The organism is Photobacterium sp. 53610, from assembly GCF_036409375.1.
GTDB lineage: Bacteria > Pseudomonadota > Gammaproteobacteria > Enterobacterales > Vibrionaceae > Photobacterium.
The window spans coordinates 862908-877952 of the sequence record NZ_JAXOFS010000001.1 but is presented as its reverse complement, the minus strand read 5'-3'; the positions used below and the strand labels follow the sequence as shown (position 1 = coordinate 877952).

Sequence of the window (15045 nt, the reverse complement as noted above, 5' to 3'; positions counted from 1 at the left end):
ATAGTCTTCCACCGGTTGAATTCAAAGTTTTTTTTGACCCATGAACATGACTTTTTTGCCAATTGATTTTGCGAAAGGTTTTTGAATATTTCTGAACAAAATCTGTCGGTTTTCCAGCTTAATCATGCAGCTTTTAGATTGCAATCTGACGACTGGGCCCAGTGTTAATCTGAACAAAACCCGAATCAAGACGATACTTTTGCGCTCATTTTGAGGTATTGAAGCATTTTTTAACCATCGCGCGATTTGTTTACCGAAAGGGGTAGCGTACAATCGACAGCACTGTTTTGAATTTACTGTGAATCTTATATCTGTATGAATAACAAAAGTCTTCAGGTTGGCGGCTCAATCGAAAAAGCAACATCTGGTACAGCAGATTTGCAGGCTATCGCTGTTCTTCAGGAAGCCTGGAAAGTGACTGCAAAGCACTTTCTGACATTTTTTCCCGCGATTGCAGGGTTGTTTCTGGCGCAGCTGGCACTGCTGCTGGTTGCGCTGAAAGTGCAACTGGGTAACCCGGGCATCTTCTTTGACGCTTTTATCACAGGAGAAGGCCTGACCCCGGATATTCTCGAAGCCGGATTTATGGCAAATTTTTGGTCTGATGTACTCAGCGCGCCTTTATACGCAGGTGTCAGCCTGATGGCATTGAACCATGCGGTCGGTTTACCTACAAAACCACGATATCTGGTGAAAGGTTTTCCTTTTGCTGTCGTGTCTGTTGTGACAATGCTGCTGACATCTTCGCTGCAGGGGATCGGTAGTGCGTTGTTCCCATTGATTGGCCTGTTCCTGACGATGGCCTTCAGCATGACGATCACACTGGTATGCGAAAAGCGTGTGACACCAATGAAGGCGATTCAATATTCGGTTGTCGCCACATTCCGTAAAATTCTGCCGATGTCTGCTATTTTCCTGGCCGTACTGATCCTGTTTTTCCTTTCCTTTGCGACAGCAGGTATTGGTCTGATCTGGACAATTCCGTTTTTCTTTAATGTAAAAGCGATTGTGTACAGAAATCTGTTTGGTATCACTCTTCAGGTGACCACAGTGCGTAAAGGGGACAATGGCGGCGACAACAATAACCAAGGAAAAGAAGAAGAGACGAAGGTATTCGACGCGTGATAAAAAATATAAAACAAACTGCCGTTGCAGGGTGCACGTTGGTGATTTTTGGCTGTGCTGAACCTGAAAAGCCAGCTGAAGAGACGAAACGAGTGACCCGGCCGGATTTCAACGTCATGGAAGACGTGACTCACAAGAAACAAACTTTTTTCAACTTTCTCCGTCCTGCAGTCTCGCAGGAAAATGCCAGAGTGAGCCAGGAACGCTCTTTCTTATTGGCAATTCAGGCTCAGTTTAAAGTGGGACAGGCAATTCAGGAAAACGACTTGGATGAAGCCCGGCAGCTTGGAGATGCTTACAAAGTTGAACTCACAGATGACAAAATTACCGAACAATGGCTGGATGAGATGCTGGTACGCGTCGATGAAATCCCGGAAACGCTTGTGTTGAGCCAGGCCGCCAACGAGTCCGGCTGGGGAACCTCCCGCTTCGCTAAAGAAGGCAACAATTATTTTGGACAATGGTGTTATACACCGGGTTGTGGCCTTGTACCGAGCGCAAGAAACGAAGGTGCAACTCATGAAGTCGCGGTGTTCTCCGATGCGCAGCAATCGGTTCACGCTTATTTCATGAATGTGAACCGTAATCGGGCTTATGCAGAACTGAGAGAAATCCGGGCTCAGGAAAGAGCTTCCGGCCACAAAATTACAGGACTGAAACTTGCGGAAGGCCTGCATCGTTACTCTGAGCGCGGGCAGGATTATGTTGATGAAATTCAGGGAATGATTCGGCATAACAGACAGTATTGGCAACAGGGCTGACCGATGGCTAAAAACACTTTTTTACTGGCAGCATGCGCTGCAGCATTACTCAGTGCTTCAACACAAACCTTGGCGCAGAATATTGAGATGCGCTACAGCAACCTTTTTGGCAAATTGAAGCACAATGTTGAATCTTCCCATCCTGATGTAAAGATCGCCCTTTATTTGATTGAACAGCAAACGGGTAAAACCTGTGTTGTTCATAAAGGCTGGATGCAGAAAGAAGAGCATTATGAGGAGCTTGTGATTCCCGCAGATAATGCCTTGGTGATTCCGCTGGATAACAATCTCCGTCAGGCGAATCCGGATGTCACATTTGTCATTGACGATGACATCGTCTGCGATCTGTCCATGCAAGTGATTGCGACCCACTCATTTGGAAAGTCTGTGACAAAGGCTGAGCTTGCTGGACTTCTGCCACAAATGGACACAATGCTAAGTGATCTTGGTGGTATGTTCTCTTCCTGGTTTATGCCAGAGGTCAGTGGTGTTGTCATGCATTTTGAGCAGACCCAATCAGGGCTGATTGAAGTTTCAGACAAGAGCACGATTGCGATTCAAGATGGTAAAGCTGTCGTCCACGTCAAAGAGCTTCCGGAAAATGCTGTTTTAACTTTACCTTACCCTGCGGATAAGGTGACGCCTTGGCTGGCAAAATCCTCTTCCTAGTCAATTAAAGTCCGGGCTTGAGGGATTGTACTTCGGGCCCACCTTCCACAATTCTGCTGACTTTCCCTTCTTCCCAACATGCCGGATGAATGTCCATTTATAAACATTGTGCTATAATATGTCTATTAATAAGCATGGTGGGAGAGGGTCATGAGTACGCATTCCGTTGCTGCCAATGAGCCGATTGAGAATGCGGGTAACAAAGTGCTACCCGTTGTCTTCAACATTCTGGACAAATGGGACTGTAATCAGAACCAACAGATGGCGTTGCTGGGTTTATCCAGTCGCTCAACACTGAATAAATACCGTTCAAATCCTGAGTCAGCCAAAGTCTCGAAGGATCTGCTGGAAAGAATGAGTTATCTGCTGAACATTCATAAATGTCTGAGAATCTTGTTCACCAGTGAAGACAGTGTCTATCGATGGGTTCAAAAGCCAAACAGTCACCCATTCTTCGCTGGCCGAAGTGCAATGGATGTGATGTCTCAGGGCCGGGTGGCAGACTTGTACGAAGTTGCATCGCGATTGAATGCCTGGCGAGGAGGACGATCCTGATATGCCGAATGATGACAATATTCAGCATTTTAATGATCAGGTCTGTTTCAGGCTGATCCCTTCAAAGTATCCACCGATCAATCTATATGAAGATGTTGCCGATCCCGAACAATTAGAAGCCGTTTTTGCAGTTGAGGCTTTAACGAATCCGCGGTTATCTGAAGAAACGGGAGACTTTTCAAGGGTCCCGGCGGAAGAAAGGTTAGTCGGTATCCCGCACTGTAGTTTTGTGATGGCGGCTTTTACTCATGTGAACCCTGACGGTGGCCGGTTTAACACGTCTGATTTTGGTGCTTACTATGCATCACGAGATGTGAATACCTCCATTAAGGAAACGATCTATCACATGGAACGGATTCTCGGATATACCCGGGAACCTGCACAAGATATCCAAATGCGGAGCATTCAGGCTTGGTTTACCGCCGATCTCACTGACCTGACAACACAGGTTCATTTGGATTCTAATTTGTACCACCCAACGCATTATGCCCATTCACAGGCGCTGGCTGTTTCATTGAAAGAAAATAAAAGCGATGGCGTTGTGTATGAATCTGTGCGTCATCGGGGGCATGATTGTTACGCACTTTATAAGCCAAATCTAGTCCATAAAGTCTGCCAGTCTGCACACTATGTCTATAAATGGAATGGTACTGCGATTAACACCGTGCTTGAAATGAGTATGGTCTGAAATGAAAAAGGGCCTCAACGGCCCTTTATTTCAGTGATTCAGCTCATTTAACCTTCAAGGTAACGGCTGACCAGATGTTCCTTGAAGTAATCCGGATTCAATGTTTCACCTGTCGCCTCTTTCAGGATGTCCTCGGTAGAGAGGAAGCTGGCTTTTTTCCAGATGTGTCGGTCCAGCCAATTGAAAATAGGTTGCAGGTTCCGTTCGCGGATCAGGTTATCAACATTCATCTCGCGGCGCATAGCGGCCATGAATTGCGCGGCATACATGGCACCAAGCGTGTAGGAAGGGAAGTAGCCAAAACTACCGTCTGTCCAGTGAATATCCTGCATGCAACCGTCGGTGAAGTTTCCTTTTGTTGACAGGCCGAGGTATTCCGTCATTTTCTTATCCCAAAGCTCAGGAATATCAGCGACTTCAATCTTGCCTTCCATCAAATCACGCTCAATTTCATAACGAAGAATAATATGGGCAGGATAGGTCACCTCATCGGCATCGACACGAATATAGCCCGGCTCAACGCGGGTATTGAAGAGTGCCATGTTTTCTGTGCTGAGGGCTTTATCGTTATTGCGGCCAAATACTTCACGCGCGAGAGGCGCCAGAATTTCGATAAAAGGCTTACAGCGGGAAAGCTGCATTTCGAAGAACAGGCTCTGAGATTCGTGAATTCCCATTGATCGTGCCTGGCCGACAGGGAAGTCCAGCCATTGCTCAGGCAGACCTTGCTCATAACGAGCATGTCCGGTTTCATGAATGACGCCCATTAATGCACTGGTGAAGTCGTCTTCATCATAACGCGTCGTGATGCGAACATCAGTTGGCACACCGCCACAAAACGGGTGGGTGCTGACATCAAGTCGGCCATGCCTGAAGTCGAAACCAAGTTTGCCCATGATATCCAGACTAAGCGTCTTTTGTTGTTCAACCGGGAATGGGCCTTTTGGCACTAACACTTCGTCATGGCTTTGTTTTGTCCGGACATCCTGGATCAGAGAAGGTAACCAGGTTTTGACCTGGCCAAAAATCTGATCAATTTTGTCACAGGTCATTCCGGGTTCGTATAAATCCAGCATCGCGTCATAGCGGCTTAATCCTGTGGCTTCTGCCCGAATCTGTGCTTCTTCACGCGCAAGCTGAACCACTTTTTCCAGATTCTGGCTGAATTCATGCCAGTTGTTTTCTTTACGCTGAGAGCGCCACGCATGCTCACATTTTGAGCCGGCCAGAGATTTTTGCTCGACTAATGTTGCGGGAAGGACGTTGTCCTTTTTCCACTGGCGCTTCATTTCTTTCAGGCTGATTTTTTGTTCAGCGGACAGAGACTCAGATTCAGCTTTTTCAAACCATTCACCCAGGTGAGGAGCGGTAGAGAGTTCATGGTGAATTAAAGCCAGCTCAGCCATGGCTTCTGAGCGCGCAGTGTTCCCGCCTTCAGGCATTTTTGCAGCTTGATCCCAGCTGCAGATTGAGGATAAATGATGAATTCTTGAGAGCTTCTTAGTGTGTTGCTCCAATTTTTGGTAATAAGTCATTTTTAATCCTTTATAGTGACTTGGCAGCGTGCAGGACTACTGCAGACTTTGAACCTTACTTGTCTGAAACGCGTCTAGCGATAAAGAACCCAGCCAAAGGCCACTTTGTTCAATCGATGAAATGATGTTCAGGGAAGAAACTCCTGGGTTTCGATCTGGTTCTTAACGATCTGCGCAGCGGGCGAACAGACGGCTTCAAATGATGACAAGTATCTAACGTACCTTAGTATGATACGGATAATACAACCATATACCAGTCCGTTTTTAACAAAAACTTTGGTGTTTTGTTAAATGTTTTCTACAAAATGCAGTGTGACTGACTGTAAATATAGAAGCTGTAGCTATCATCTTTTAATTGAAGTATGGAATCTCAGAGAAACTGATGACTGCAGACATTAAAAAAAGCCGCAGTGTCTGCGGCTCAGGGAGTACTTTGGGTTAATTGACCTGAAGGATATTCAGTTTTTCACCCGGGTCAAATTCACTGACATCATCCGCAGCAGCGGGAGAGGCGGGCATTTCTTCTCGGTCAAATGCGATATCGCCACCGTTGATTGCACCTGAATCTTTGTCGATCGATTTGAAATCGAACAGATTAAAGTCTGCCAGATGTGATGGCACCACATTTTGCATGGCTGTAAACATGGTCTCTATCCGGCCCGGATAACGTTTATCCCAGTCACGCAGCATCTCTTTGATCACCTGACGCTGAAGATTCGGTTGTGAACCGCAAAGGTTACATGGAATGATTGGGAATTCCTTCATTTCCGAGTAACGTTCAATGTCTTTTTCACGGCAGTACGCTAAAGGACGGATCACAACGTGTTCGCCATTATCCGAAACCAGTTTGGGGGGCATACCTTTCATCTTGCCGCCGTAGAACATATTCAGGAACAGGGTTTCTAGCATGTCATCACGGTGGTGTCCAAGAGCAATCTTGGTTGCACCCAGCTCTTTGGCGGTGCGGTACAGAATTCCCCGGCGCAGACGTGAGCAAAGAGAGCAGGTTGTTTTCCCTTCAGGAACCTTCTCTTTCACAATGGAGTAGGTATCTTCATTGACAATCTTGTACTGAACACCAATTGACTCCAGGTACTCAGGCAGAATGTGCTCAGGGAAACCAGGTTGTTTCTGATCAAGGTTGACTGCGATCAATTCAAAACTAATAGGCGCACTGCGTTGCAAACTGCTCAACATTTCCAGCATGGTATAACTGTCTTTACCACCAGACAGGCAGACCATAATCCGATCGCCATCTTCGATCATGTTGAAATCAGCAATGGCCTGTCCGGTATTGCGGCGCAGTTTTTTCGCTAATTTGTCAAAACCATACTTCTGTGATTTTGTAAGCTCTTGATCTTGAATCATTGTTTCTCTCTTTCACACCAATAGTATTGCTTTCAACCTATTGGCGGTTATTTCACTGAGCGTGATGAACTGCTAAATCGACAGTTCGCCATCGTAAAAATGCATGCTTTCGAGGCGCAAGTCGGACTTGCTGGCCTTTAGCAAAAATTATGGCGGGTATGATACGGATTCCTGCGATGGATTCCAGTATGTTTTGCGTAAACGCGCAGAAGCCTATGATCTGAAAAAGTGTTTGTTTACACGACCAATCCCTGGGAAGACGAAGTTAAGCTGAGCGGGGTTTTCACCGTTAATGAAGAAATTATCAGGAGGACATGAAGATTGGTGACTATGCCGATTGGCATTTACTACAGGGTTTGTAATGAAATTTTTGCATTTTCAAGGTCCTGCTGACTAGACACGCCAAGCCAAACCAATTGCTCACCGTCTCCTTGAACAAATGTCTCTAACCGTTGTGGCTGTTCATCAGAAGGGGGCATCTGAATGACATATTGATCACCAGATTTCACTGTGCCCAGTGCAAGTATATTTACATTTGGGTGCTCAACCGGGTTGACGATATAAAGTACAATTTTCTGTTGCTGAATTTGAGCAATGACGGATTGGGTTTGTACGTTCTCCAGCGTTAACTGATACCAGTTCTGGCTTGTTTGAGCATTGTATATTTTCCGTTTTGGCAGCGGGTACATTTTTCCGTCCGCGGGTAGTTCGGTTTTTGATAATTGAGTTAAGTTTTTAGGCATTTCGGTGCTCACCAGCCAACATTCCAGTGGTTCTCCATTGCCTTGTGATAAAGAGATTGAAAGGGTTGAAGTATCATCACCGGAAACAATAATTAAAGACGCGTTTCCTTGACGTTCTGTTGTGCCTGGAATGGTGAAAATCTCAGGTTGGTATTGATTGCTCCAAGTGACCGTTAATTCAATATCGTTATCGTTTTCTGAAGCGTTATAGACGACAACACAATATATATGATTTTTTAATAAAGAGGAGCAGGTTGCAGTTTGACTTTCCTGCAAATAAATGAGTCGTCCATCATCCCAATTGATAATGCTTTGACTTTTTTGCAGCGATTCAGAAGAAATAACAGGAAAGCTGGTAAGGAATGAAAATCCCAAGCATACAATTCCAACCGTTGAAATCAGAAATTGACGCCTGGGCACATTCATTATAGCGGTTTGATTATGAGAAGGTTGCTTTGGTTTTTCCATTTCACGCAACCTCTCATTATTTTTTACAGATATTGAGCAACAATTGTTGAGTCAGATGAGTTTTGCTGACTATCAGCATTCATCCATACTTTTTGTCTGCCATTACCCTGGTCATCATAAGTAATTGTTTGTGGTTGTCCTTTAGGTTTTACGATTTCGTAGCTTGAACCTTCAGCAACTGTACCGGTTGGCACAATCACATTACCGGGATCACCTACAGGGTTATTGATAAATACTTTCGCTTGGTTTTCGGTGAATTGAACTGAAATGAACTGATTTTGCGGACTATTAATCGTCAGCTGGTACCAGCGGCTTTCAGGCACTGCGTAGTAACGATCACGGCTGCCATACGAACGAGTCTCACCATTGAAAGGTAATTGCATGTTTTCGATACCAGAAGTGTTTGTTGGCATACCAACACTACCGATCCATGCATCAACTTTCGCTCCTGACTGTTGACTGGTGATTGAGATAGAAACTGTTTGTGTATCGGTACCTGAGACCAATGCCAGAGCAGCTAAGCCATTGTTGCCTGTGGTTCCGGGGACAGTGACGGTTTTTGGTGGGAAGCCATTACCGATATTGACGTTTACCGGAATATCCTGATCCTCTCCAGCTGCATTATATAAAAATACAGCATAAAGCTGACCGCTTTTCAGTGCTTCACATGTTGCTGTGTCGCCTTTTGTTAAGGCAATGCTACGACCGTCATTCCAAACTATAGTACTCATTGTTATTTCCTCAATTAAATAGATTCAAATTATTAACGAGCACCATTTGAACTTTATCAGTTCAATACATCAGGTTCTGGTACTTTAGTTCAACTTAAACACCATGGCAAATTAATGTTTTAAGGTGGTTAATATCCGTGTGAATTACAGATTCGGTTTTCAATTGATGAATTGTTTTCTGATTTTTTCTTATTGAATAATCTGTTTTTATAAATAAAGGTTTACATCACGTTTTCAATGAAATTAAGATGATTATTCAAAACCAATACAGATGTTTGATTTATATGTAATTTTTAGAGGTGGCTTGTGATATTTCATTTTAACCTGTTGTTTTTATGAGCATGTGTTTGAATCTATGATTTTTCATATATTTTGCTATAGATCTTTTTTTGATGAATTTAAATTGCTCTGATGAGGATGTAAGTATCATGACTGTGCTGGTTTTATGAGAAGGATTAATATTCAATAATGAATCTCGTTGAATTACAGAGGTTGTTGTTTTCTCTTAATTAGTTTCTATTGGTATCTACGCAGGAATAAACCATGAATGTCGCTGGATAGGAGTAAGATGATGATACGATACATATTCATCGAACTGAGTGTTGAGGAAACAGCCCGGCATTTAGTCCGGGCGTCTGATCATCATTGCAGCTATTGAAATGCTAGCGCCCGCTTGACTGATTCGGGTCTAATGGACTGATATAGCCGTCGGGTTTGAGTGCCAGTAAGTCGCAATTGAGGCTGTCAATCGTGTGCTCAGCTGTATTGCCAATGAACACAGCAGAAAGACCGGTTCGACCGGTTGTTCCCAAAATCACGAGTTCTGCATCTAACTCTTCTGCGACTTTTGGAATGACGTCTTCAGGTAAGCCTTCGACGACATGGGTTTTATCTTCTTCAATTCCATGCTGTTGTCTGAGGGCTTTCATTGTGGTGAGGTGGTGACCCCGGACCGCATCAGTATAGGTTGCCGGATCAAACTCGGGGAGCTCAATGGTAATGTTCACAGGCGTCGCAGGGTATGCATTGACCAGATTGACCTCAGCACAAAGCAGTTCAGCCAAAGATTTCGCTTCATGTATGATCTTTTCGTTCAGGGCATCATGGGTGTCGTTTTCCGCTGCCAGATTCACACAGGCCAGGATTTTTCCGTTCTCAGGCCAGCTGTGTTCTTTCACCAGAAGCACAGGGCAGGGGCATTTGCGTAATAAGTGCCAGTCAGTCGGTGTAAATATTACGGAACCAATTTTATCGTGCTGATGCGTCGCTTTAATCAGCAAATCATGATGCTGACTGTAGACTTCCGCGATAATTGCCTCGTAGGGTCTGTTATGCCAGACAACAATAATATCAATGTCCAAACCTGTACTGGTATGAGGGCGAACGATGTCTTTTAGCCACTCTTCTCTTTGTTGAACAACGCCTCGACGCATTGCCTGTCGTTCTTCCGAAGAGAGCATCGATGTCATTTCGTATGAAAAATCGTAGATAGCGAGAAAAACGGTGATGCGGGCGTTGTCGGCTTTCTCAGCAAGATGTATGGCACGAGATAAGGCTGGTTGATGATCCTGAAGTGGATCCGCGACCACAAGGATATTCTTGTATACGTTCATAACTGCCCCCTTCTTCAACAGAATAGCAATCGACCTGACCTGAAAAACTGTTTTTATTCAGATTAGTATATTCACTGTAATGGATTGCTGCGAATTAGTGGAGCGGTTTGGAAGGGAATTGGAGAAAAAATTGATGGGCATCAAGCCCATCAATTTATAGAAAAATCATTTACACAAATTGGCGCCGGCTAGTTCGGCTAACTGCTCGCGGTCAAGTATCGTAATGTACTTACCTTTAACACCAATAATATCGGCTTTCTGGAATCGTCCCAGCAGGCGGCTGATTGTCTCAACCGTCAGGCCCAGGTAATTACCGATATCACCCCGCGTCATGGTTAAACGGAACTCGCGGGCGGAGAAGCCTCGCTCAGAGAAGCGGCAAGACAGATCGTAGAGGAAAGCTGCAAGACGTTCTTCTGCATTTTTCTTAGAAAGAAGCAGAATCATGTTTTGGTCACTTTTAATCTCACTGCTCATCAGACGCATGATTTGTTGTCTGAGCTTAGGCATCTGGCCGGCGAGATCATCCAGGATTTCAAAAGGAATTTCACAGACCATGGATGTTTCAAGCGATTGCGCAAAACTCTGATGCTTATTGTTGTTAATTGCATCAAAGCCCACCAGATCACCTGCAAGATGGAAAGCAGTAATCTGTTCATCACCTTGTTCTGTGATTGTGTAAGTTTTGATTGTGCCTGAACGGATCGCATACAGCGATTTAAGTTCATCCCCGGCTTTGAACAGTTCCTGTCCCTTCTGAATTGGCTTCTTACGCTCAATGATGCTGTCGAGTTGATCAAGCTCAGTGTCATTGAGTGTGAAGGGAATACATAATTGGCTGATACTACAATCCTGGCAATGGATTGCACATCCACCAGACTGCACACGTTTTGTAGGGATTTTATCTGAATTCATAAACTGTGGCCTAACCAAGTTCGGATACTGGACTCACTTTAACATACTCTTATTCACGATGACGAGTATAAAACATCACGAAAACTGTGTGATTGCTACATAACCTGTGTGAATTCCATAGCTCAATAATATAAATGCACTGGTTTTTTTAAATATATGATTCGACAGCCAATGGTTGAGCCTTTCCGCCATAGCGCCAACCAGTAGCATTGCGGGCAGGGTTCCCAGTCCGAATGCCAGCATAACCATCGCACCCGAAACAGCATTTCCGGCGACAGCTGCCCAGCTGAGGGTCGAATAAACCAAACCGCAGGGGAGCCAGCCCCAAATGAGACCAAAGGGAAAAGCAGCAAAGGGGGATTTCAGCGGCAACATTGATTTCGCAAAAGGTGAAATGCGGCGCCACAGCGATTGCCCTAAAAATTCGATTTTAGTTATGCCTTGCCACCATTGGCCAATATAAAGCGCCAGCAGGATCATCATCAGAGCCGCGCACAGACGCAGATAGAGAAGGGCGGAGCTGATGCCACTGAACGATGCCATGCCAGCGACGGCGCCGCCAATGAGCGCACCTGCGGTCGCATAAGAAGCCAGACGACCAGCGTTATACAACAACAGGAAAGGAAAGCGCTGGCCTTGTTGCTGACCTGGCATACCAAGCGTGATGGCAGCAGCAATACCGCCGCACATGCCGAGACAATGGCCTGCACCCAGCAGGCCAATCGCAAAAGCGGCAAAGAAATCTGTTGTCACTGTTTTTTCTCTGCCTCAGACGCTTTGGAAAGATGATCAGGCTTTGGATTGTCATCATTTTCATCAAACAGAATGTCATACCCCTGTCTTTCGAGGTCTTCAAACTGTTCTGATTTCACTGCCCAGATAAACACCGCAACCGCAATACAGACGAAAATGATTGCAATTGGAATCAGCAGATAAAGGCTAGCCATCTTCTTTTAATAACCTCAGTGAATTGGACACAACAATGATGGAACTGGCCGACATGCCCAAAACCGCAATGTAAGGGGCAACCAGACCTGCAACCGCCAGGGGTAGAATAACAAGGTTATAGCCTAACGCCCATGACAGATTCTCGCGTATGATCTTGCGTGTTTTCATCGCAAGTTTGCGTGCTTCCAGTATCCGGCTGAGGTGGTCTCCTAAGAGCACCATGTCTGCAGACGATTTTGCAATGTCAGTACCGCTGCCCATCGCCAGTGACAAATGCGCTCCAGCCAACACAGGCGCATCATTGACACCATCACCAATCATCAGAGTAATCTGATGCTTATCCAGTTCCTGCAGATAATTCAGTTTGCCTTGTGGTGTCGCCCCGCTTACCAGCTTATCGACAGCGAGTTGTTCAGCGACGCGTGTAGCGTTGTCTGAATGATCACCTGTCAGCATGGTGACCTGAATTCCTTCCGACTGAAAGGCACTGATTAATGCTTTACTGTCAGGGCGAATCGGATCATCCAGTTTGAAAGCGGCGATTGCCTGTCCATCACAAGTCAGCCAGACCTGAAAATCCTCTTCGTTTGGCATCTGGGCTTGATTAAAAAGCGCAAATGATGCTTTACCAATTCGCCACTCCTGGCCATTGCGATATCCTTTCAGCCCAAAACCGACTTCATTGATCACCTCATCAAACGAAAAATCGGAGTTTCGGTGAGATGAAAATGCTCTGGCAATCGGGTGATTCGCAAAGCGTTCAAGTTCGGCTGAGATTGAAAGAACTTCAGCTTCACACTGGTGAGAGAAACACGCCGTTGTCACAATTCGGACATTGCCTTCTGTGAGTGTTCCGGTTTTATCAATCACAAGCTGATTGATATTACATAAAGTTTCCAGAACATGGCCGCGTCTTAACAAAATACCGAGGCGTCCAAGACGGGACGTTGCACACGTCAGCGCTGTCGGTGTTGCCAGCGATAAGGCACAAGGGCAGGTGGCGACCAAAACAGCCAGTGTGATCCAAAGGGCATCGTCGGGCCTGGTCTGATGCCAGTATAGCCAGGTGCCGGCTGCAATCATCAGTATTGTGGCAACAAAATATCGCGCGACAACATCAGCTAATTCAGCAATCTTGGGTTTTGATGCCTGAGCTTCATCCTGGAGTCGGATAATATTCGAGATCAGAGAATGCTGGCGATCCTGGGTCACTTGAATATTCAGGTTGCCATCACCATTTATCGTACCTGCGTAGACATCCTCACCACGGATTCTGCGAACAGGTAATGGCTCGCCTGTCAGCATGGATTCATCAATCACGCTGCTTCCTGAAACAATTACGCCGTCTGCAGGCAGGCTCTCTCCGGGCAGAACAGTGACAACGTCACCTACTTTCAGGCTTTTTGCTGCAATCTGACTGCCATCGGCGAGATTGGCCATGGCCGGGATAAGCTTGAGCAGATTCGCACTGGCAGCAGCAGCTTTACGCCTTGCTCGCATTTCCAGGTAACGCCCAATCAATAAGAAGAAAGTGAACATCGAAATAGATTCAAAGAAGACTTCACCTTTCTCTGTGACTGTTGCATAAAAACTGGCTACGTAAGCAAAAATCAGAGCGATAGAGACGGGAACGTCCATACCCAGTGCTCTGGCTCTCAGATTCCGCCAGGCATTGAGATAAAAGGGTAATGCAGAATAGAGCAGGACAGGGGTTGCAAATAAAAGGCTTACCCAGCGGAAATAATTTCTGAAGCTTTCATCAAGATCACCGAAAACTTCAAAGTACAGCGCTACCGCCAGCATCATGACTTGCATCGTTGCCAGACCAGCAATGCCCAGCCGGTACAGGTAGTTCTTCATTGTCTGATGGTAATGCTGTTCCTGATTATCAGCTTCAAAAGGAGCCGCTTTGTACCCGAGACGATGTATCGCAGATAAGAGTTGGCTGAGTTTTGCTTGAGCAGGATCCCAACTGAGCAAGGCACGATGCGTCGTTGTGTTTACCCGAATATTGAGCACCCCATGTTCACGTTTGAGCTGCTTTTCAATCAACCATGCACAGGCCGCGCAAGAGACACCTTCGAGTGACAATGTCACTTCGTTTGCATTCTCACTGGATCGGACAAAATCCTGCTGAATATCTTCGTTATCGTAGAGAGACAAAGATTGTAGTTGCTGAGGCACCAGATCGGCTTTATCTGCTGTGGCTGTACGATACTCGTAATAAGATGTTAAACCACTATCGACGATAGTCTGTGCAACAGCTTCGCATCCCGGGCAGCACATACTTCGTGCCTCTCCCAGGATCTCGACATTCAAATGAGTATCTTGTGGAACCGGATCACCACAGTGGTAGCAAGATTCACTCATCTTTGCTTCTGTCCATAAAGTGGAATCGGGTCAGATGAGGGGAGATTCAAACGACCATTCAGCATCCAGTCGCCTTTGAAAGGCTCAACTTCAACAAACCAGGGACCGTCAATTGACTCCGGAGCGGAGAAACGATAATTCCCTTGCATATCCGGGCTGATCATTTGAGTGAAGTCTTTTTCAGCCAGCGTTCGGTGCGTAAACATCACACGTAAAGTCGGGAAGGACTTCAATTCACCCTTGTTCAGACGGAGAACGATATCGGTGTCGCTTACGCTGATATTCGCCTGGATTTTCAGAGCGTCAGAAACACGAAGTCGGGAAAAGTCCTGATTGATTCCTTTTCCTTTCTTGTAATAATCCTCAGCAACTAAATCGACCTTGTTCTGCGAGAAGACATACAGTGCCGTCATACTGTAGACGACAGAGATGGTTGGGATCGCAATTATGAACCAAGGCCAAAACTGCTTATACCATGGTTTTTGCATTGTGAATCCTTTATCGAATCTATAAAAAGAGCCCCTGATTTTAGCAGGGGCTCAGTGGCATATCTTCA

Annotated in this window: 15 protein-coding genes; 5 read left to right on the top strand and 10 right to left on the bottom strand. The window is 45.6% G+C overall.

What is annotated here, in order from left to right:
* Window positions 1-315: 315 nt before the first annotated feature.
* The 5 genes from SPK40_RS04105 to SPK40_RS04085 all read left to right on the top strand — a co-directional run bounded on the left by SPK40_RS04105 (window position 316) and on the right by SPK40_RS04085 (window position 3798).
* On the top strand, window positions 316-1125 hold the full coding sequence (locus SPK40_RS04105) for a hypothetical protein (protein WP_330959525.1): 810 nt from the start codon (window positions 316-318) through the stop codon (window positions 1123-1125).
* 41 nt (window positions 1126-1166) lie between these two features.
* Window positions 1167-1886: a glucosaminidase domain-containing protein gene (locus SPK40_RS04100; RefSeq protein ID WP_330959524.1), complete on the top strand. Its 720-nt coding sequence runs from the start codon at window positions 1167-1169 to the stop codon at window positions 1884-1886.
* A gap of 3 nt (window positions 1887-1889) precedes the next feature.
* On the top strand, window positions 1890-2555 hold the full coding sequence (locus tag SPK40_RS04095; protein WP_330959523.1) for a DUF2987 domain-containing protein: 666 nt from the start codon (window positions 1890-1892) through the stop codon (window positions 2553-2555).
* A gap of 150 nt (window positions 2556-2705) precedes the next feature.
* The gene (locus SPK40_RS04090; RefSeq protein WP_248140332.1) at window positions 2706-3110 is read left to right on the top strand and encodes an MbcA/ParS/Xre antitoxin family protein; all 405 of its coding nucleotides are present in this window, start codon (window positions 2706-2708) and stop codon (window positions 3108-3110) included.
* A 1-nt stretch (window position 3111) separates the two neighbouring features.
* Window positions 3112-3798, top strand: coding sequence for an RES family NAD+ phosphorylase (locus SPK40_RS04085; RefSeq protein ID WP_330959522.1), 687 nt, complete (start codon window positions 3112-3114; stop codon window positions 3796-3798).
* A 47-nt stretch (window positions 3799-3845) separates the two neighbouring features.
* Here SPK40_RS04085 and SPK40_RS04080 read toward each other — a convergent pair whose 3' ends face one another.
* From SPK40_RS04080 to SPK40_RS04035, 10 genes are all read right to left on the bottom strand, one after another.
* Window positions 3846-5333, bottom strand: coding sequence for a carboxypeptidase M32 (locus SPK40_RS04080; RefSeq protein ID WP_330959521.1), 1488 nt, complete (start codon window positions 5331-5333; stop codon window positions 3846-3848).
* A gap of 438 nt (window positions 5334-5771) precedes the next feature.
* Complete coding sequence (gene ttcA, locus SPK40_RS04075; RefSeq protein ID WP_330959520.1) at window positions 5772-6701, bottom strand: tRNA 2-thiocytidine(32) synthetase TtcA; 930 nt, start codon at window positions 6699-6701, stop codon at window positions 5772-5774.
* 347 nt (window positions 6702-7048) lie between these two features.
* Window positions 7049-7912 carry a hypothetical protein gene (locus SPK40_RS04070; RefSeq protein ID WP_330959519.1) on the bottom strand — a complete coding sequence of 288 codons (864 nt, stop codon included), beginning with the start codon at window positions 7910-7912 and terminating at the stop codon, window positions 7049-7051.
* Between the two features lie 23 nt (window positions 7913-7935).
* Window positions 7936-8643 carry a hypothetical protein gene (locus tag SPK40_RS04065; RefSeq protein WP_330959518.1) on the bottom strand — a complete coding sequence of 236 codons (708 nt, stop codon included), beginning with the start codon at window positions 8641-8643 and terminating at the stop codon, window positions 7936-7938.
* Between the two features lie 662 nt (window positions 8644-9305).
* The gene (gene uspE, locus SPK40_RS04060) at window positions 9306-10256 is read right to left on the bottom strand and encodes a universal stress protein UspE (protein ID WP_248140326.1); all 951 of its coding nucleotides are present in this window, start codon (window positions 10254-10256) and stop codon (window positions 9306-9308) included.
* A 165-nt stretch (window positions 10257-10421) separates the two neighbouring features.
* On the bottom strand, window positions 10422-11171 hold the full coding sequence (locus SPK40_RS04055; RefSeq protein WP_248140325.1) for an FNR family transcription factor: 750 nt from the start codon (window positions 11169-11171) through the stop codon (window positions 10422-10424).
* Window positions 11172-11246: 75 nt separating this feature from the next.
* Entirely contained in the window at window positions 11247-11924 is a 678-nt protein-coding gene (locus tag SPK40_RS04050) for a sulfite exporter TauE/SafE family protein (protein WP_330959517.1), read from the bottom strand.
* Window positions 11921-12118, bottom strand: a complete 198-nt coding sequence (gene ccoS, locus SPK40_RS04045; protein WP_330959516.1) for a cbb3-type cytochrome oxidase assembly protein CcoS — start codon at window positions 12116-12118, stop codon at window positions 11921-11923. Before ccoS ends, SPK40_RS04050 begins: the two co-directional genes overlap by 4 nt.
* Window positions 12111-14489 carry a heavy metal translocating P-type ATPase gene (locus SPK40_RS04040; RefSeq protein WP_330959515.1) on the bottom strand — a complete coding sequence of 793 codons (2379 nt, stop codon included), beginning with the start codon at window positions 14487-14489 and terminating at the stop codon, window positions 12111-12113. Before SPK40_RS04040 ends, ccoS begins: the two co-directional genes overlap by 8 nt.
* Entirely contained in the window at window positions 14486-14977 is a 492-nt protein-coding gene (locus SPK40_RS04035; protein WP_248140321.1) for a FixH family protein, read from the bottom strand. The genes SPK40_RS04040 and SPK40_RS04035 overlap by 4 nt, the downstream gene beginning before the upstream one ends.
* Between the last annotated feature and the right edge of the window lie 68 nt (window positions 14978-15045).